The following is an 18,133-nucleotide window of genomic DNA, read 5'->3' on the forward strand; positions in this document are numbered from 1 at the left end:
AAGATGAACGACTGGAAACACAAATTAATCCTCCGCCTCGGGCCGCCCCTCTTTACCTCCTTGTTGTCCGCCCTCTATAAGACTTGCCGCATTGAGGTATTCGGCAAGGAATATGATGAAGCCTTTGCCCGAAAAGGCCAACCCATGCTCTGCGCCCTCTGGCATTTCAGCCTATTCTACTGTACCTATCATTTCCGGCATCGGCAGGGTTTCGCCCTGGTCAGCGCCAGCAAAGATGGCGAACTAATGGCCCGCGCCATGCAGCGCCTCGGTTATACAACCGTACGGGGGTCAAGGACCAAAGGGGGGTTGAATGCCGTTAAGGAAATCATTAATCTGGTAAAAGCAGGACATGGAGGCGGAATCGTAGCCGACGGTTCGCAAGGCCCGGCCCGCGTAGTACAAAAGGGCGTAATGGTTATCGCCCGCGAGACCGGCGCCCCCATCGTCCCGGTCACCCATGCCGTGAAGGGGGCCATCCGGTTTAATAGCTGGGACAACACCGTCCTGTCCCTCCCCTTTTCACGCCTGGCCTTCTTTTACGGCGAACCGCTCTTCGTCCCACCCACCGCACGGGGCGCCGAACTGGAGAAATACCGCAAGGAACTGGAAGACAGACTGAACGCCCTGGTACAGAAGGCAGAGGATTATTTGAGGTAACCCATCCCGATAGTCCGCCAAAGCGCTGCCTTTGGGGACTGCAATTTCATTGACATTTAATCACCCCCTGCCCTACAATCCACAACCATATGTAATTGTTTAAACTGCTCAAACTGTTCAAGCGGTTTAAACTGCTAACCAGTTCAAACGGTTTCAACGGCTTGAACAGCTTAAACAGTTTCACCGGCTTAACCGGCTTAAACATTCATGGAGAGTATAGTCATGCCTACCAAGTATTTCGAAGACCTCGAAATCTGGAAATCAGCCAGGGAGTTAACCAACAAAATTTATGAAATAACCACCGATGGCGCTTTTTCAAGAGATTATGGACTGAGAGATCAGATAAGAAGAGCGGCAGTTTCTGTCATGTCCAATATCGCTGAAGGATATGAGCGAGGCGGCAATCAAGAACTGATCCAGTTTTTATCCATTGCCAAAGGCTCAAGCGGTGAAGTAAGGAGTCAGCTCTATATAGCCATGGATCAGGGATATGTGGACAAAAAGAAAGGCGAGATATTGATTGACGCCTTTAAAAGGCTTTCCATCATGCTCAATAACTTCATGGAATATCTGAAAGGAAGCCCATACAAGGGTGCGAAATATAAGATGCCGAGACCAAAGAGTATGAAAGAAGAGATGGAAGAAATTATGAAGGAATTTAAATCAGATAAAAACGAACCGGCTTGAACGGCTTAAACGGCTCAAGCTGCTTGAACAGCTTAAACGGTTTAATCGGCTTGAACTGTTTAATTAAAGGAAGGCCTTGCGGGAATGCGTTGTGTTGTGGTGGATGTTGAAACCACCGGTTTATCCCCGGGAAATGGGGATCGGGTCATAGAAGTCGGGGCGGTGGAAAACGGCGTGCCGTTCAACGAGAAATGAACAATGCGAGAAAAACCTTGCGTTTTTCCACCACATAATGCATAATAGCGACATGAAAGTAGTGGAAAAAGACATAGTCATCAGCGGCATGCTCCGCGACGAGCTGAAGCGATGCCATGAGATGCTCGACAGCCTTGAGAAGTCCATATCCGGGCTTCCGAAGGGCGTGATAAATCTGAGAAAGAAACGATATAAGGACAGAGTGTATTCCTATTACTACTTGAAATACCGTAGCGGTGAAAGGGTGGTCAATAAACACCTTCGGAATGACGACGTGCAGGAGATTGAGAAAAAGCTTGAGCAAAGGAAAAATTACGAGAAGGAAATGCAGGCCTATAAGAAAAAAATCGCCTATCTGAATAAAATTCTGGGAGCAGGCAAAAGACGAGGGCATGCAACAGCCGGTCAGAAATAAGAACATTGTGCAGCGATTGATTTTTCGCCACAGGCGATGGGATTGCGGTAGTCGTGTGGTGGAAAGAAAAGCAAAAAGCCCATCAACAAGGCAAAGCGGGAAATGAACCATGATGAACCCATAGCCCACGTGTCTGAAGACGGACGCGTTCATTCGCTCCGTGACCATCTGACCGGCACTGCGGAAAACGCTGCCCGATTCGCCGCTGAATTCGGATGCACAGAGTGGGGCTATCTGGCAGGGCTATTGTAAGACTAGATTACTTGGGTGGACGCGAATAGTGTTTTATGCCCATAGCGGAAACAAGGCTAACAAGAAACATCTCGTGAAAGACCACTTGATGTCGGTCGGCGATCTTGTACGTTCTTTCGCCGGGCAGTGGCCTTTTGCGGAGGAAGCCGTCCTTGCCGGCCTGCTTCACGATCTCGGCAAGTACGCTGATCTCTTTCAGGCGCGTTTGCGGGGAGAAGCGAGCGGGTTGGACCATTGGTCGCCAGGGGCGTGGGTCGCCTTGCGGGACTATCGGTGCGTCGCAGCAGCTTTGGCGGTACAAGGGCATCACGTCGGTCTGCAACAGGGTAGTCTGCAAGCTCTTCGCAACTTGGAGCCAGCAGTCCTTTCCCAAAGGCACCCGCAGAAATTGAAGCTCAGTGACGCCGATGTCGCACGCCTTACAACCCGTCTTGCCGGGGATAGGATGATTATCTCGAAACCGGAAAATTGCATCATTGATACGCAAGAGATATTCAAGAATCCCGTCGCTTCCATGCTGAACGTAAGAATGCTCTTCTCGTGTCTGACAGATGCCGATTTTCTGGACACTGAGGCCCATTTCGAGGGGGACGAACAGGGCAAAATATATCGTGAGAGCAGTCCGGTACTGGACGCGATGGAGGCCCTTCAAGCATTGGAGCATTTCATGACCGTCGAGGTGCACAGAAAAAACGAAGCGGACAGATGTGTGCGTGAAGCAAGAAATGCGCTATGGGAGACGGTCACAGTCGCAGCGGATAATAAACCGGGTCTTTTCACTCTAACTGCGCCGACCGGTAGCGGCAAGACTCTGGCCATGCTGAAGTTCGCATTAGAGCATGCTGCCCGCAACAAAAGCATGAAACGGATAATTCTTGCTGTGCCGTTTCTGTCTATCATCGAACAGACGGCAAATATCTATCGGGATGTCTTTAAGGAATTTCCGGACAACTACGTGCTTGAGCATCACAGTCTGGCGGGGCTGGGCAGCGAAAAGGCAAAGACCGATGCCGAGGCTGCAAGTGAGCGCTCCCGCAGGCTACTGGCTGAGAATTGGGATGCGCCGATCATTATCACCACTAATGTGCAACTGCTCGAATCGCTCTTCTCCAACCGCCCTTCGGCCTGCCGGAAACTGCATAATCTGATGGAGTCGGTCATCATGTTTGACGAGGCTCAGACGTTGCCGCAGTCTCTTGCCGTGCATACGCTGGCGGCGCTATCCCATCTGTCGCAAGCATACGGAACAACAATTCTCTTTGCCACGGCGACCCAGCCGGCCTTCGATGCCCTGGACGGTGCTGTTACGAAACTTGTTAATGTCGGGTGGCGACCTGTCGAGGCTGCACCCGAGCACGCCCGTCTATATGATGCGCTTCGCCGTTATAAGGTTAAATGGCCGAAGCGAGAGGAAACGTCAGATTGGGCAACATTATCTGAGGAGATCAGAAATGAGGAGCAAGTGCTCTGCGTCGTGAACCTCAAGAGCCACGCGGCCGCGCTCCTTGAAGAGTTGAAGAATGATGATGCTGTCTTTCATCTCTCCACTAACCTTTGCGCTCTACATCGCCGCGAGGTTCTGGACGAGGTACGTACCAGATTAAAGAAAGGGCAGGTCTGCCGACTGATCTCAACTCAATGCGTTGAGGCTGGTGTTGATATTGATTTTCCCGTTGTCTATCGTGCCCTCGCTCCGTTGGATGCCATCGCTCAAGCCGCTGGCCGCTGTAACCGGGAAGGACGACTTGCCGACGCTGACGGTAAAAAAATGATGGGACATGTGCGGGTGTTCGAGCCGACTGTCGAGGGCGACTATCGGAAACGCTACCCGACTCGCGCCTACTTTCAAGCAGCGGAAGTCACACGAAGCATGCTAACACTGACAGGTGTTGCGGGCCTTGACTTGAACGATCCGGCTGTGTTCCGAGATTACTACCACCGGCTTTATGATCTGAGCAAGCCGGAAACTCAGAGCAAAGAACTTGGGAATGCCGTGATTGCCGTTGATTTCGTTCGAGTGGCGAAGGAATACCGATTGATTGACCAGTCGGCCATTCAGGTTTTAGTCCCTTACGGAAAGTGCATTGACCGGTTCAATGAATTGCGTAGCCAGCAGGACAAGGAAGGGATCAATTCCCAATGGATACGACAAGCTCAGGGACTGGCGGTCAGTGTGTATCGCCCATTAAACAACCATCCTAATCTTATCCCGGCAAAGTTGAGATATGGAAAGGGAACATCGGATGAATGGTTCATCTTTCAAGAAACCGAGGATGGAAAATACGACGACATAAAGGGTTTGATACTTCCGAAGACACTACAGATTTACATAGCCTGATGAAAGGAGGAGAAACGTGAGCAAACGAACGCATACAATTGAAGTCTGGGGCGATTTTGCCTGCTTCACGCGCCCAGAAATGAAGGTCGAGCGTTTCAGCTATCCGGTCATCACACCATCCGCCGCGCGGGGGATCTTCGACGCCATCTACTGGGACTGCGATCTCAGGAAGGATGACGGAGTGATTCGCCCGTACTTCCACTGGCAGGTGGAGCGGATCGAGGTGCTGGAAATGCCGCGCTACATTGCCTTGCGAAGGAATGAGGTGAAAGGAACTGGTCCTGGAAAGGCCGCCATAAATAAATGGATAAGCGGCAAAGAAAATCCTGAACCGCTCTGGGCAGATGGAGAGGATGCCACAACAGGCCGCACTCAACGGCAGACAATGGCCCTAAAGAACGTCCACTACCGACTGACTGCAAGGATCATCCCCAAGGCTCAGTTCGCGGCACCGGAACAGATTAACAAGTTTGATAACATGTTTGAGCGGCGGGCTAAACATGGTAAGTGTTTTCAGCAGCCATTTTTCGGGTGCAGCGAGTTTCCGGCTTTCTTCGAATATGTGGAGTCGGGTGAAGAAAGAAAGCCGCCAGCATCATTCGACCAACACATCGGCTGGATGCTCTACGATGTTTTCGATCTTCGGCGTGATGTCGTTAAAGACGATCAACCGTTTATCTCTCTCTTCGATGCTTCCGTGAAATTCGGCGTTCTTGAGGTCCCACCTTTTGAGAGCGAAAAGGTCCGGAAGCCGGAAAGGGGGCGCGTCTGATGTTACAGCATATTGTTGAATATGCCACAAAGAACATACCTCATTTGCAGCCGGGTTTCGGACCTAAAAAAGTCAAATGGAGAATCACAATTAACCAAACCGGAACCGCTGTCGTTGAACCTTATGGCAGTAGTGAAGATGGTAGCGAGTTGGAGAGATGTCCTGAGTATCCCGCAAACCTTCTACAAAGTGGTGGACGCTGCCATTTTTTGGTAGAGACTTTGCAAGTGGTACTTCTCCTACTTGGTACTAATGACGATTTGGAAAAGTATCAAGGGAAACACCAGTATTTCATCGAACTGTTGAAGATGGCTGCAACTGTAACCCCGGAGTTGATTAAGGCGGCAGATTTATTCAACGATAGTCACAGAATTCAATCGTTAAGTGAGTATCTACGGAATGCAGGGGCAAAACCCACCGATAAAGTATTCTTTACAGTTGCTGGACTTGATCCACTCAAACACGAGCCTTGCCTTGAATGGTGGTCAGAATTCAGAAAATCTCTGACAATCAAAGAGGGAAATGCTGCGCTTATGCTCTGCTTTATGAGTGGCGAGAAAGTTGTTCCGAAAGCGACTCACCCCAAAATATCCGGTCTCAAAGCTGTAGGGGGAAGAGGCCAAGACATCCTGATAGGGTTTGACAAAAAAGCTTTTGAATCGCTTGGATTGGAACAGTCATCGAACTGCGCCATGTCTGAAGATGCAGTGAATCGGTACTCTAAAGGCCTTGACCATCTCATTGCCAAACACTCGCGAATGTTAGCCGGTGCGAAGGTTGTTCACTGGTTCAAAGAGGCTGTCAAACCAGAAGATGATCCGTTGTCCTTTTTGTATGAGCCGCCGGAACTGACCGAAGCGGCAGCCCAGGCTTCAGCCCGCCAGATTCTTGAGTCGTTGCGCAGTGGTCAACGGCCAGCTCCTTCCGACAACCATTATTTCGCGCTGACAATATCTGGCGCATCGGGGCGCGTCATGGTGCGCGACTGGATGGAGGGAAGCTTCGAGGAACTTGTCAGCAGGATCGAGAAGTGGTTCGCGGATTTAGAAATCGTTGCAAGAGATAGCGGCAAGCTTGCTCCTGATCCTAAGTTTATGGCCGTCTGCGGCGCAATCATGCGGGATTTGAAGGACCTTCCAGCGCCAACGGCAACGGCCCTCTGGCGCGTCGCACTTGCCGGATTACCGATTCCGCAGCCGTTTATCGCCCAGGCTCTAGCCCGATTCCGCGCCGATCTCATTGACGACAAGCCATTCAACCATGCCCGAATGGGCTTAATCAAAGCATACTTCATTCGCAAAGGAGGAGATCATAACATGAGTGCTTATCTGAACAAGGAACATCCCGATCCGGCTTATCACTGCGGACGTCTTCTGGCCGTTCTGGCAAGTCTGCAACGTGCAGCTTTGGGAGATGTCGGAGCCGGCGTCGTGCAACGCTACTATGTTGCGGCCAGCCAGACACCGGGCTTGACTATTGGCAGGCTTGTAGCCAATGCACAAAATCACTTAAACAAGCTAGATGGGGGGTTGGCCTTCCGGTACCAGGAGCAGCTTGCCGAGGTTCATTCACGTCTTGGGGATAGAATCCCCCGTACCCTTGGCCTTGAAGGACAGAGCCTCTTCGCCCTTGGCTACTACCAGCAGATCGCAGCTAATCGGGCGGGCAAAAATACCAAAACCAATGAAACCAACGAAGGAGGCAACTAATGAATATCCAGAACCGCTACGAATTCCTCTATCTGTTCGATTGTGAAAACGGCAACCCTAATGGCGATCCGGATGCCGGCAACAGTCCTCGCGTCGATCCGGAGGATATGCATGGCCTTGTTTCCGACGTGCATCTCAAACGCAGGGTGAGGAACTTTATCATGCAACGCTTTGATAATTCCTCGCCAAATGCAATTTATATTGAGCACTCCACCAACCTGAACAAACCGATTGCCCTTGCCCATGAGAAGGCCAATGGCGCCGTACCCAAAGAAAGCAAGTCGACAAAAACTCAGTCTCTCAACGCGCGACAGTGGATGTGCGGCAATTTTTATGATGTCAGGACCTTTGGTGCGGTTCTCAGCACGGGTGCAAATGCAGGCCAGGTCCGGGGGCCGGTGCAGATTTCCTTCGCTCGTTCAGTCGATCCGATTATGCCGCTTGATCTTTCCATTACAAGGGGTGCAAAGACTCCTACGGAAAAAGATATTAAAAGTGATGCCAGCTACCAGCAGCATGTGGAGTGGGAGGCGAAGGCTCCGGAAGATTCCCTTCGCACTATGGGACGCAAAGCGCTGATCCCTTACGGCCTGTATGTGGCGAAGGGTTTTGTCAGTGCAAATCTGGCCAAAGGCACTGGCTTTTCCGATGACGACTTAAAGAGCCTTTGGGAGGCGCTCCTCAATATGTATGACCACGATCGTTCCGCCAGCAAGGGGATGATGTCGTGCCGCGGTCTTTATGTGTTCAAGCATGTAGGTACCGACAGCGACCAGAATCAGCGAATCAAGCAGGCGATGCTCGGCTGTGCTCCAGCACACAAGCTTCTGGATTTTTCAAGCGACCGGCGCGAGATTGAAAATACTATAATGGAAATAAAAAAGCGCAAAACAGTTACCGGTTCGACCCGCAGCTTTTCGGATTATGAGATTAAGGTGCATCGTGACCGGCTGCCGGCGGGTGTAGAACTGTTGGCTATGTGATTGCTGAATTGACAATTCGTCCAAGGGCTGAGGTATGGATGATTTCGCCATAGAAACAAGCGCCGAACGCGAACCTGTTCACGTTTCGGCGCTTAATCAGTATATCTACTGCCCTCGCAGATGTGCGCTGATCTATGTTGAGCAAACTTGGGATGAAAATATCTACACCATGCGTGGACGGAATCTTCACGAGAATGTGGACATCGATTCATCCCACATAATAGCTGGAATTCGCTACGAAACGGCTTTGCCGATCTGGTCTAACCGGCTGAATCTTGTCGGGAAAGCTGATTTAGTGGAGTTTCATGGAGACATCCCCTATCCTGTGGAATATAAAGTTGGAAGACGAAAATCGTTTGAAAATGATGCCCTGCAGCTCTGCGCCCAGGCGGTCTGTCTGGAAGAGATGCTTGGAGTTCCGGTACCGAAAGGCGCGCTATACTGGCATGGTTCACGGAAGCGTAAGGAAATAACCTTCACCCCGGCCATGCGGGTGCGGCTTGAGGAAGTGGTTTCTGCTGTGCATAAAATGATCGCTGAAAGGTATGTCCCGCCGCCGGTTAACGACAAGCGCTGTAAAGACTGTTCGCTCAAGGAGTCGTGTCTCCCACATGTAGTAGGGAATCAGGCATTGAGCAGGAAGGCGGAGCGGGAGTTGTTTGTTATATCAGTCATGAAAGAGGGATGACTATGGAAAAGAGTATAGCTGTTTTTAAGGGTAAGGAAATCAAGAGAACTCTGTATAAAGATGAGTGGTGGTTTGTTATTGCGGATGTTGTGTCAGTGCTTACTGATTCAGTTGATCCGTCGGGTTACATAAAGGATATGCGACGCCGGGATGAAGATCTTTCCAAAGGGTGGGGGCAAATTGCCACCCCCCTTTCAATTCAGACAGAAGGTGGGCCTCAAAAGATTAATTGTGCCAATACGGAAGGCATATTCCGCATTATCCAGTCCATCCCGTCTCCTAAGGCCGAACCTTTCAAACGGTGGCTGGCAAAGGTAGGGTATGAGCGGGTGCAGGAGATCGAGAACCCCGAACTGGCGACGAAAAGGACACGCGCGTTATATAAGGCGAAGGGATATTCCGACGACTGGATAGAGAAGCGTATGCGGGGTATTGCCATCCGCGAAGAGCTTACTGATGAGTGGAAGAAAAGGGATGTAAAACATGAGAAGAAATACGCGATCCTCACTGCTGAAATTGCTCAAGCTGCATTCGGGATAACACCGGACAAACACAAAAAGCTAAAAGGGTTGAAACGTGAAAACCTCAGGGACCATATGACCGACCTGGAATTGATCTTCTCAATGCTTGGAGAAGCGGCAACAACCGAAATTACAAGAGTGGATGATGCACGTGGATTTGACGAAAATAAAAAAGCAGCGCGCAAGGGTGGCGAAGTTGCCGGGAAGGCCCGGAACGACCTTGAACAAAAGACCGGCAGAAAGGTGGTTTCAAAGGCAAACTATCTCGCTGTTCCGGAAGCAAGGAAGAAATTAGGGAGAAAATAGACCGACATGAAACAACTCCTGAACACCCTCTATGTCATGACCCAGGGCGCGTATGTCTGTCTGGATCACGAGACAGTCAAGGTTGAGGTCGAGGGCAAGGTGCAACTACAGGTGCCGCTTCACCATCTGGGGGCTATTGTCACGATGGGCAATGTGATGTTGAGCCCGTTTATCATGGCGCGATGCGCGGATGATGGCCGGGCGGTGGTGATCCTGGACAGAAACGGCCGATTCAAATGCCGGGTGGTCGGCAAGACCAGCGGCAATGTCCTGTTGCGCCAGGCCCAGTATGAGGCAGTCCGAGATACGGATCGGGCTTCGGCTATTGCCAGAAATATCGTGGCCGGCAAAGTGAAAAATGCCAGACAGGTGCTCTTGCGCGGCGCACGTGAGAGCGACGATCAGGATGAGGCCGCGGCCCTGAGAAACGCCGGTGATATCCTTTCCACCGCCCTGCTTCATCTGAAAGATACTAATGATATCGATAAAGTGAGAGGATTTGAAGGAGAATCGGCCAGTGTCTATTTTCGTGTCTTTGATCGGATGATAAAGGAGGACGCCAGGGAAACCTTCAAAATGAACGGACGGAGCAGAAGGCCACCCCTCGATCCCGTGAATGGTCTCCTGTCGTTCCTTTATACGCTGTTGCTTGGTGATTGCGTCTCAGCCGTGGAAGGGGTTGGGCTGGATTCACAAATGGGGTTTCTCCATGCCCTGCGCCCTGGCAGACCTTCTCTGGGTCTGGACCTGATGGAAGAATTTCGTCCGGTACTGGCTGACCGCCTTGCCCTCACCCTCATCAATCGCAAACAGATTACCGGCAAGCATTTCGAGGTGCGAACCGGCGGCGCCACATATCTGAACGATGAGGGGCGGAAAACGGTAGTGGTGGCCTACCAGAAAAGAAAACAAGATGAGGTCCGTCATCCTATGCTGGGCGAGAATGCCCCGTTTGGCCTTTTGCCTCATATTCAGGCAAGACTCCTGGCCAGGCACCTGCGCGGCGATCTGGAGGCATATACGCCTGTCTTATACTCATAAGGAGAGAATGCATGTGGGTTATTGTGGCCTACGATGTAAGCACTGATACAAAACCCGGCCGCAGACGCCTGCGGCGTGTAGCCCAGGTCTGCAAAGACTACGGCCAACGGGTGCAAAAGTCTGTCTTTGAATGCCAGGTCAATGAGATGAAATTTGAAGAATTACGCAGGAACCTATTAAAAGAAATCAATAAGGAGGAAGACAATCTCCGGCTCTATCGGTTGGTAGAACCCCGTGACAATTATGTAGAAGAATATGGACAGGCACGAACGATTTTCTTTGATGATCCTCTGATAATTTAGTGCGAACCTGGTGCGATGTCGGAAATGCCGGGGAGTTCGCAGACGTGGAGCGGCATGATTTTAGCGCCTTTGAGAAAGGTATTGGTTCTGATTGAAAGTTTTTGTGATATTCGTTTAGCAGATTCGCAAAAGTGGATATGTAACCACTTGTTTTTAGTCATCAAAAAATGGTGACTGTAGCGCCCGCCCGCAAGGGCGGGTGAGGATTGAAACACGGTAGCCGCTCTTGCAATTCACTTGTTGTGACCGTGTAGCGCCCGCCCGCAAGGGCGGGTGAGGATTGAAACCCTGGGCGACTACGCTAATATCCACTGTAATACTGGTAGCGCCCGCCCGCAAGGGCGGGTGAGGATTGAAACTTCGACGGCTAAAGACTTGGCCGGTCAGTATATAGGGTAGCGCCCGCCCGCAAGGGCGGGTGAGGATTGAAACTCAAGGACTGATGGGCATCAGCCTGGCTAACATAGGTAGCGCCCGCCCGCAAGGGCGGGTGAGGATTGAAACGGTTGCAATGGACATTAACAAGGGCCTATGTCCGTGTAGCGCCCGCCCGCAAGGGCGGGTGAGGATTGAAACCCTGGATAAAAAGGGCAAGCCTTATATGGTCTGTGGTAGCGCCCGCCCGCAAGGGCGGGTGAGGATTGAAACTTTCTTGAGATCGGCCAGGGGAGCGCCGCGCTGCGTAGCGCCCGCCCGCAAGGGCGGGTGAGGATTGAAACGTTTTTTTCTATGAGGCAGAAATGAGCAACCTGGGTAGCGCCCGCCCGCAAGGGCGGGTGAGGATTGAAACACTGGACAAGAAGGGAAAGCCTTACATGGTCTGTGGTAGCGCCCGCCCGCAAGGGCGGGTGAGGATTGAAACACTCAGTTTCGTCGCCTGGCCCGGTGTCCGGCAAGTGTAGCGCCCGCCCGCAAGGGCGGGTGAGGATTGAAACAGGATTGGCCGCCTCGACCTGGTTGATGTCCGTGTAGCGCCCGCCCGCAAGGGCGGGTGAGGATTGAAACTTCTGACCCTTACCTATAGCCCGGAGAATTTGCCGTAGCGCCCGCCCGCAAGGGCGGGTGAGGATTGAAACCCGATGACATGGCCAGTTATGGCCTTATGCGTCGTGGGTAGCGCCCGCCCGCAAGGGCGGGTGAGGATTGAAACTTTCGTGGAGCCGCTTCTGCGTATCCTGATCTTTCGTAGCGCCCGCCCGCAAGGGCGGGTGAGGATTGAAACGATGAAAAGGATGAGGTCGCTATTCGCTGTAGAAATGCGGTTTCAATTCTGTTTCGGGGATGTATCGTGATGCCTGACGGAAGATGGCCTTGAGGGTTCCTTTGTCCAACTCGGAATGATCGGGGATCGTAAGTGCCTGTTTCTCACCATCCGCGAGAGTACGAACCAGTTTGATATGACTACCCTTCCGGGCAGCGACGGCGAAGTCAAACAAAGCGAGTATTTTTATGACATCCCGGCCGGATAGTGTTTTTAGCTTAGGCATGGACGAGGGAGTCGATTTCGAGGTTGGCGAGGATGGAGGGCTGGGGCGCCAGGTCGTAATCCGCAAGATTTTCGCCTTCGAGGTGAAGCTCTACGGCCTCTTTCAGGTTCACCGCCAGTTCGTCGAGCGTTTTACCCTGCGTAACCACTGGGAGGTCAATGCATTCAGCGATGTAATATTTCTCGCCTTTATAAACATGAAACTGAATAATCTTTTTCATATTGTGACGTTAACACACATGCTGAAAGAAGTCAAATATTCGAGCGGGCCATTTTTCCGATATTAATATTGCAGACGCCGGTTGGGCCGTACACCGACAACCGGCTGCCGGACGCCGCAGCCCGTACGGGGGACCGTAGGCTCTTATCTCCCATAGAGCATCCTGTCTTTTCGCAGATTGTTACTCGCGCTCATCCCTCCCCTGAACATATCCTGACCGGAATTAGAGGACATTCCATTAAAACAAGGATTGAGACCAGATTTCCGGTGGGCATAGCCCACCCTACGTAGCTATATGCTGACAAAGGCAGTGGTGGACAAGAACGGCCCGCGTATGCGTTACGCCACTTCCCGGAGCACCTCCGGATGCCTGGCCGCGATGCGGAGGAGTGTGCGGGACGTCGTCGGAAAACAGCGCGTCTCTCAATTCTGCGAACGACTGTGAGGTGATTGGTCATAAAAAAAGCCCTTTCACTTTGACGTGAAGGGCTTTTGATTTCTCAAATTTTCTCTGTTGTATTTCTTTGGCTACCGATACGCTTCTCGCCTGTGTCTGATGCGCATAATCTTTAGGGTTTTTGCGTTCTCATCTATCTCATAAATGACCCGGTAGGTCCCGATTCGAATTCTCCAGTCACTTTTTGCACCTGTTATTTTTCGACTCCCCGGAGGTCTCGGATTGCCTGACAACTCTTTGAGTTTGGCAACGACTTTGCGAAAAACTTCCTCGTTCAGCTTTCTCAAATCTTTTTCGGCATTGCGTTCAAGGTATATGTCATACATTAGGGGCGTACTCGGCTAGAAACTCACCCAGTTTTCTGAACTTAAGTGGTTTTTCCCGCATTTTTTGCAACATTTCCATATCTTGTTTATCTTCCAGCCTCTCCAGCAGCTCCTGGTACTCGTTGATATCAAGTATAACCGCTTTAGGCTCACCATCCTTTAAAATGATCTGGGGCTTTGTTCGGCCGAGTTTAACCTTTCCACTCCGGAGTTTTTCTCCTTTGGTCTTTGCCTTCACGCTCTCCCTCCTTGCTTTTTTTGCTATTATAGCAGAAACTCCTTTATAATCAAACTTTCCTTGCCAGACGCATCTCGTATTAGAGGACATTCCATTAAAACAAGGATTGAAACTTCAACTATTAGGAATTCCCGAATAGTTACAGATAGTGTAGCGCCCGCCCGCAAGGGCGGGTGAGGATTGAAACTCGCTCTCCCGCTTGGTGGGCAAGACCCACCCTACGTAGCTGGCCGCCCCATAACAAACAAGACGGGGTGCGGAAAGAAAATGATTCCTTGAGCGGCATCTGCTGAGGTATAATAATTAGTGTTCATCCGAAAACTACCGTTTCCGGCTTCACGCTTTCAGCGATCAGCGATTGGCTGTCAGCATGTTTGTTATCCGTTAACCGTTGTCCGGCATTTTCTTTCGGTAAACGGTCAACAGTGGACCGGCTTCATGCCGATAAGGGAAGTCTTTCATGTGTGAATTTTGCATAAAACACGGGGAAGGTAAGAAGTGGTATGAAAATATCACCAATTATACCGAGGAGATGTTTCATCAGGTAAACTCCGAAAAAAAACTGAAGGCATATCTCAAGAATTTCTTTCATTCTCTGAGCATAGATGTACAAAGGGCATATACATGGAAAAAACGTCTTCCCCGTATTTACCGTCTTCTTGTCTATCCCCTGGTTACGAGGCATTTAAAGAAAACACACTTCGGACAGATTGTGCCTGTCGAAGATATCGAAAATATCCTGGATAAGTTCCCATCCGTGGTAAGACTGCCGTGTATTTGCCGGAAGGTGACCACAGGCGAAAACAAAAGGTATTGCTTTGGCATCGGCATGGATCTGACCCCGGTATTTAAAGATATCCCTGATTTCAGCGACTTTGACCGGTTATCAAGCAAAGAAGCAAAACAATACATCAGACATCTTGATGCCGAGGGGCAAACACACAGCGTCTGGACGTTCAATACGCCGTTTATCGGCACCCTGTGTAACTGCGACAGGGATTGCATGGCGTACAGGTTCCAGTTGAAAATGCAGATCGGTAAAGCCATGTGGAAAGGTGAATATGTCGCAGGTATCGATCCCCTTCTGTGCAACGGATGCAAGGAGTGTTTAAAAAGGTGTTACTTTGATGCGATCACGTATGACCGGCAAAATGCAAAATGCTCTGTTCAATCGATGAACTGTTACGGATGCGGTATATGCAGGGCTGTCTGTAAGAATAACGCCATCAGTTTGATGAACAGAAGCAGTGTCCCGCAAGAAGCACATGACTGGTAAAATTGCACCTGCGGCCTGGTGATTTAGTGGAAAAGGGTTTTGGGTGATACTTACCCTTTTAATGCCCACCCGGCCCTACTGTGTACGGGGCTATGCGGACAGAGACCTTCATGGACCCGGCCTCGCCGCCGACATATTTCACGCTGAAGCCGCTATCTAAATAAAACATCCGCATCTCTTTATTATTAACGGAAAAAGCATCAATCTTCTTGTCTCCGGCATAGACTTCGATGTCTCCCTTCGCGCCTTCAGGCTGGGCAACACAATCCACCCAGTAGTATGTCTTATGGTCTTGTCCCTCATGTCCCGTATACGCAGAGACATTGAGAGTCTCTCCCACCCGCAGCGACCCACCGGCTATTTCTGTTAATTTCCCCAGTTGGGCAGAGGCATTACCCGCAAAAACCAGGCTGATAACCGTTACCAGAATTAAAGCAACCACCGTCTTTTTCTGAAACATGATCCGGCCCTCCCTGTGTGATTTAATTGAAGCTCCCCGCAGCAAGCTGCGAGGAATCTCCGTATGTAAGGTAAAAAGCATAGTATTCGCTCGCTAACCCCGCCGCAAGCAGCGGGGAATGCGCTCGCTATGCATGTTCATGTCAAGTTCAGAATGAAACGCATATCTGTAGATATTTCGCACCAAACCCCGCCAGTTGTCAACAGATTATTTTATCCCACAGCAGTTAACGAAAATGCTATTTACTGTTCATCCGGAAACTACCGTTTCCGGCCTCACGCTTTCAGCGATCAGCGATTAGCTGTCAGCAAAAACCTAAGACAAACGATACATTAAGCTGAACGCTGAACGCTGATAGCTGAGTGCCCCATCCGGAATTTTTGGATTTTCGGATGGGAACTATTTAAGTTGAAGCTCTATTTCGCCGCCGGCAGGGCGCTGCCAGATACGAATCAGGCCCAAACGGGCTATTTCAAGTAAGGCGATAAAGGTAAGGATCATCCCGCGGCGGGTCAATGTACCGGTAAAAAGGGTATGAAAAAAAACAGGCTTACCCGGCGAAAGACGGTTTAATATCTCATCAATCTTTTCACTTAGACTAATCCGGGTCAGGGTAATATCCATGAAATGCTCAACGTCCTCTTTTTCCATCAGGCGGCGAAAGGCGTCTATCAAGTCAAAGATCCCCACGGCAAATGTGGCCGGCTCCTTTTCCTCATCTCCTTCCTTTACTTCATCCGGCACAAAATCGCGGCAAAAGACATCCCTGTCCAGCAGGGGGCGTTTCACCAGTTCCTCGGCGACGTCCTGTATCTCCAAAAGTTCCAGCAAGGGACGTAGAATTTCCAGACGGGGGTCTTCTTCATCTTCTGCCTGAGGTTGGGGGAGGAGCATGCGCGATTTGATATGGGCAAGGGTGGCCGCCATAACCAGAAACTCTCCGGCCACCTCAATGTTGAGAACACGCATGAGGTCGAGATATTCCAGGTATTGCCGGGTTATTACAGCAATGGGGATATCGTAGATATTGACTTTGTTCTTTTTAATGAGATGGAGGAGTAAATCCAGCGGGCCCTCAAAGGCATCTAATTTGACTTGATATTCCATCTCTGAGTACCCCAGACGGCGCCACGCACCTCTTCCATGGTGGTTGTGGCCTGCTGCCGGGCCTTGTGTGATCCTTTCTCCAGAATCTCTATAACCCACTCCGTTTTTTTGAGAAGAGACTGCCGCTTCTCCCGGATTGGCTCCATAGCGGAAACGACGGCAGATGCCAGTCTTTTTTTGCACTCCACACAGCCTATAGTCGCTTTTTTGCAGGCATCCGTGATCTCGTCCAGAACCACAGACGGAAAGTAAAGGCGGTGCAGGGCAAAGGCAAAGCATCTTTCCGGGTCGCCCGGGTCTTTGCGTCGCATACGGTTGGTATCCGTCACCATCTGACTTATCTTGTGTGACATTTCTTCCGGCGTATCCGAGAGAAATATGGAATTGCCATAGCTTTTGCTCATCTTGCGGCCATCAATGCCCGGCAGCTTCGGAACCTCGGCAAGCATGGGTTCCGGTATGGGGAAGACCTCTTTGTAAAGAAAATTAAAACGCCTTGCTATCTCGCGGGTCAGCTCCACATGGGGCAGTTGATCGACGCCTACCGGCACACCGTTTGCCTTGTACATGATAATATCAGCCGCCTGCAACACCGGATAACCTAAAAATCCATAGGTGTTTAAATCCTTATTGATAAGCTGCTCCTGCTGTTCCTTGTAAGTCGGGTTTCTCTCCAGCCAGGGCAGCGGGGTAATCATGGACAGCAGCAGGTGCAGTTCAGCGTGCTCCTTGATTTCTGACTGGATAAAAAGAGTGCTTTTCATCGGATCAATGCCTACACTCAGCCAGTCAATAACCATATTGACAATATTGCCCTGAATTTCTCCGGCATTATTGTATTCTGTGGTCAGCGAGTGCCAGTCGGCCACGAAGAAAAAACAATCATATTTTTTTTGCAGGGATAACCAGTTCTTAAGTACACCATGCAGGTGTCCGAGATGGAGGCGGCCTGAAGGCCGCATACCGCTTAGGATCCTCTTCGGTTCCGCCATGAATATCTCCTTACCGGTCACGATTGCTCTGTTAACAGCAGGCGAAAACCATATCACTTTGCAACAGCAACCCGGTCAGCATTCTTATCACAGGAAAAACCAGACGGTCAATAATGCCCGTGAAAAGTAATAAAAGTAAAATCAAAAAACCAAAACGCTCTATGCGGGCGTAACTATCGGCCAGTGTGGCCGGGAGAATACCGGCCAGAATTTTGCTGCCGTCTAAAGGTGGGATGGGAATAATATTGAAAATAGCCAACCCCACATTAATGCGCACCGCGGCATAACTCATCAATAGAAGCGGCTCCGCTATAAAGGCCAGCGGAGTGGAAAGACCCCCGCCGCCCAAACTGAAACCGGCAGCCAGTAAATGGTACAGAATCGCACTGCAGACCGCCAGGATAAGGTTGGAAAGGGGACCGGCCAGAGATACCCAGACCATGTCCCTCCGGGGATTCTGAAAATTATACGGGTTAACGGGCACCGGTTTTGCCCAGCCGATCATCTGCGTCAGAAAAAAGACCACCGTACCCACCAAATCGAGATGTTTTATGGGATTAAGCGTCAGCCGCCCCTGCAGACGCGCCGTCTTATCCCCCAGGCGGTCGGCCACCCAACCATGCGCGACCTCATGCACCGTGACAGCCAGCAATACAGCCGGAACCAGTATCACCAGACGTTGTATGGTCTCTTCCAATCTGT

At 50.7% G+C, this 18,133-nt stretch carries 23 protein-coding genes and 1 CRISPR repeat array; of the genes, 15 read left to right on the forward strand and 8 right to left on the reverse strand.

All coding sequences use genetic code 11. The annotated features are described in order from the left end of the window. The first annotated feature begins 3 nt into the window (after positions 1–3). From RDU59_05510 to cas2, 13 genes are all read left to right on the forward strand, one after another. Positions 4–660: a lysophospholipid acyltransferase family protein gene (locus tag RDU59_05510; GenBank protein ID MDQ7837930.1), complete on the forward strand. Its 657-nt coding sequence runs from the start codon at positions 4–6 to the stop codon at positions 658–660. Positions 661–882: 222 nt separating this feature from the next. Further along, positions 883–1,347 (forward strand): four helix bundle protein, encoded by a 465-nt coding sequence (locus tag RDU59_05515; protein ID MDQ7837931.1) that lies wholly within the window; start codon positions 883–885, stop codon positions 1,345–1,347. Between the two features lie 84 nt (positions 1,348–1,431). After that, positions 1,432–1,542, forward strand: a complete 111-nt coding sequence (locus tag RDU59_05520; GenBank protein MDQ7837932.1) for an exonuclease domain-containing protein — start codon at positions 1,432–1,434, stop codon at positions 1,540–1,542. 52 nt (positions 1,543–1,594) lie between these two features. Further along, complete coding sequence (locus RDU59_05525; GenBank protein ID MDQ7837933.1) at positions 1,595–1,957, forward strand: hypothetical protein; 363 nt, start codon at positions 1,595–1,597, stop codon at positions 1,955–1,957. A gap of 102 nt (positions 1,958–2,059) precedes the next feature. Continuing rightward, on the forward strand, positions 2,060–2,209 hold the full coding sequence (locus tag RDU59_05530; protein MDQ7837934.1) for a hypothetical protein: 150 nt from the start codon (positions 2,060–2,062) through the stop codon (positions 2,207–2,209). Between the two features lie 73 nt (positions 2,210–2,282). After that, positions 2,283–4,547, forward strand: coding sequence for a CRISPR-associated helicase Cas3' (gene cas3 / locus RDU59_05535; GenBank protein MDQ7837935.1), 2,265 nt, complete (start codon positions 2,283–2,285; stop codon positions 4,545–4,547). A 16-nt stretch (positions 4,548–4,563) separates the two neighbouring features. Continuing rightward, on the forward strand, positions 4,564–5,319 hold the full coding sequence (gene cas5c / locus RDU59_05540; protein MDQ7837936.1) for a type I-C CRISPR-associated protein Cas5c: 756 nt from the start codon (positions 4,564–4,566) through the stop codon (positions 5,317–5,319). Next, positions 5,319–7,028 carry a type I-C CRISPR-associated protein Cas8c/Csd1 gene (gene cas8c, locus RDU59_05545; GenBank protein MDQ7837937.1) on the forward strand — a complete coding sequence of 570 codons (1,710 nt, stop codon included), beginning with the start codon at positions 5,319–5,321 and terminating at the stop codon, positions 7,026–7,028. The genes cas5c and cas8c overlap by 1 nt, the downstream gene beginning before the upstream one ends. Beyond that, a complete protein-coding gene (gene cas7c / locus RDU59_05550; protein MDQ7837938.1) occupies positions 7,028–8,011 on the forward strand; it encodes a type I-C CRISPR-associated protein Cas7/Csd2 in 984 nt (327 codons plus the stop codon). The genes cas8c and cas7c overlap by 1 nt, the downstream gene beginning before the upstream one ends. Before the next feature lie 34 nt (positions 8,012–8,045). Further along, the gene (gene cas4 / locus RDU59_05555) at positions 8,046–8,699 is read left to right on the forward strand and encodes a CRISPR-associated protein Cas4 (protein ID MDQ7837939.1); all 654 of its coding nucleotides are present in this window, start codon (positions 8,046–8,048) and stop codon (positions 8,697–8,699) included. Positions 8,700–8,701: 2 nt separating this feature from the next. Next, on the forward strand, positions 8,702–9,526 hold the full coding sequence (locus tag RDU59_05560) for a Bro-N domain-containing protein (GenBank protein ID MDQ7837940.1): 825 nt from the start codon (positions 8,702–8,704) through the stop codon (positions 9,524–9,526). 6 nt (positions 9,527–9,532) lie between these two features. Next, on the forward strand, positions 9,533–10,567 hold the full coding sequence (cas1c, locus tag RDU59_05565) for a type I-C CRISPR-associated endonuclease Cas1c (protein MDQ7837941.1): 1,035 nt from the start codon (positions 9,533–9,535) through the stop codon (positions 10,565–10,567). 11 nt (positions 10,568–10,578) lie between these two features. Continuing rightward, entirely contained in the window at positions 10,579–10,869 is a 291-nt protein-coding gene (gene cas2, locus RDU59_05570) for a CRISPR-associated endonuclease Cas2 (GenBank protein MDQ7837942.1), read from the forward strand. Between the two features lie 176 nt (positions 10,870–11,045). Continuing rightward, positions 11,046–12,091: direct repeats of the CRISPR family, unit length 37 nt; unit sequence GTAGCGCCCGCCCGCAAGGGCGGGTGAGGATTGAAAC. Between the two features lie 19 nt (positions 12,092–12,110). On the opposite strand, the gene RDU59_05575 is transcribed toward cas2, so the two are convergent. After that, positions 12,111–12,356, reverse strand: a complete 246-nt coding sequence (locus RDU59_05575) for a type II toxin-antitoxin system HicA family toxin (protein MDQ7837943.1) — start codon at positions 12,354–12,356, stop codon at positions 12,111–12,113. Further along, a complete protein-coding gene (locus RDU59_05580; protein MDQ7837944.1) occupies positions 12,349–12,576 on the reverse strand; it encodes a type II toxin-antitoxin system HicB family antitoxin in 228 nt (75 codons plus the stop codon). Before RDU59_05580 ends, RDU59_05575 begins: the two co-directional genes overlap by 8 nt. Positions 12,577–12,870: 294 nt before the next feature. On the opposite strand from RDU59_05580, the gene RDU59_05585 reads away from it, so the two are divergent. Next, positions 12,871–13,020 (forward strand): hypothetical protein, encoded by a 150-nt coding sequence (locus tag RDU59_05585; GenBank protein ID MDQ7837945.1) that lies wholly within the window; start codon positions 12,871–12,873, stop codon positions 13,018–13,020. A gap of 83 nt (positions 13,021–13,103) precedes the next feature. Here the strand turns inward: RDU59_05585 and RDU59_05590 are convergent, their stop codons facing one another. Further along, the gene (locus RDU59_05590) at positions 13,104–13,358 is read right to left on the reverse strand and encodes a type II toxin-antitoxin system RelE/ParE family toxin (protein MDQ7837946.1); all 255 of its coding nucleotides are present in this window, start codon (positions 13,356–13,358) and stop codon (positions 13,104–13,106) included. Beyond that, on the reverse strand, positions 13,351–13,596 hold the full coding sequence (locus tag RDU59_05595) for a type II toxin-antitoxin system Phd/YefM family antitoxin (GenBank protein MDQ7837947.1): 246 nt from the start codon (positions 13,594–13,596) through the stop codon (positions 13,351–13,353). The genes RDU59_05590 and RDU59_05595 overlap by 8 nt, the downstream gene beginning before the upstream one ends. Before the next feature lie 460 nt (positions 13,597–14,056). On the opposite strand from RDU59_05595, the gene RDU59_05600 reads away from it, so the two are divergent. Further along, positions 14,057–14,872, forward strand: coding sequence for a 4Fe-4S ferredoxin (locus tag RDU59_05600; GenBank protein ID MDQ7837948.1), 816 nt, complete (start codon positions 14,057–14,059; stop codon positions 14,870–14,872). A gap of 58 nt (positions 14,873–14,930) precedes the next feature. Here the strand turns inward: RDU59_05600 and RDU59_05605 are convergent, their stop codons facing one another. The 4 genes from RDU59_05605 to RDU59_05620 form a co-directional block, all read right to left on the reverse strand. After that, entirely contained in the window at positions 14,931–15,332 is a 402-nt protein-coding gene (locus tag RDU59_05605) for a hypothetical protein (GenBank protein ID MDQ7837949.1), read from the reverse strand. A 399-nt stretch (positions 15,333–15,731) separates the two neighbouring features. Beyond that, entirely contained in the window at positions 15,732–16,439 is a 708-nt protein-coding gene (locus RDU59_05610) for a segregation/condensation protein A (GenBank protein ID MDQ7837950.1), read from the reverse strand. Further along, a complete protein-coding gene (gene trpS, locus RDU59_05615) occupies positions 16,418–17,431 on the reverse strand; it encodes a tryptophan--tRNA ligase (GenBank protein MDQ7837951.1) in 1,014 nt (337 codons plus the stop codon). Before trpS ends, RDU59_05610 begins: the two co-directional genes overlap by 22 nt. Before the next feature lie 31 nt (positions 17,432–17,462). Next, on the reverse strand, positions 17,463–18,128 hold the full coding sequence (locus RDU59_05620) for a site-2 protease family protein (protein ID MDQ7837952.1): 666 nt from the start codon (positions 18,126–18,128) through the stop codon (positions 17,463–17,465). Between the last annotated feature and the right edge of the window lie 5 nt (positions 18,129–18,133).

The organism is Thermodesulfobacteriota bacterium (assembly GCA_031082315.1).
In the GTDB taxonomy this organism is placed as follows: domain Bacteria; phylum Desulfobacterota; class QYQD01; order QYQD01; family QYQD01; genus QYQD01.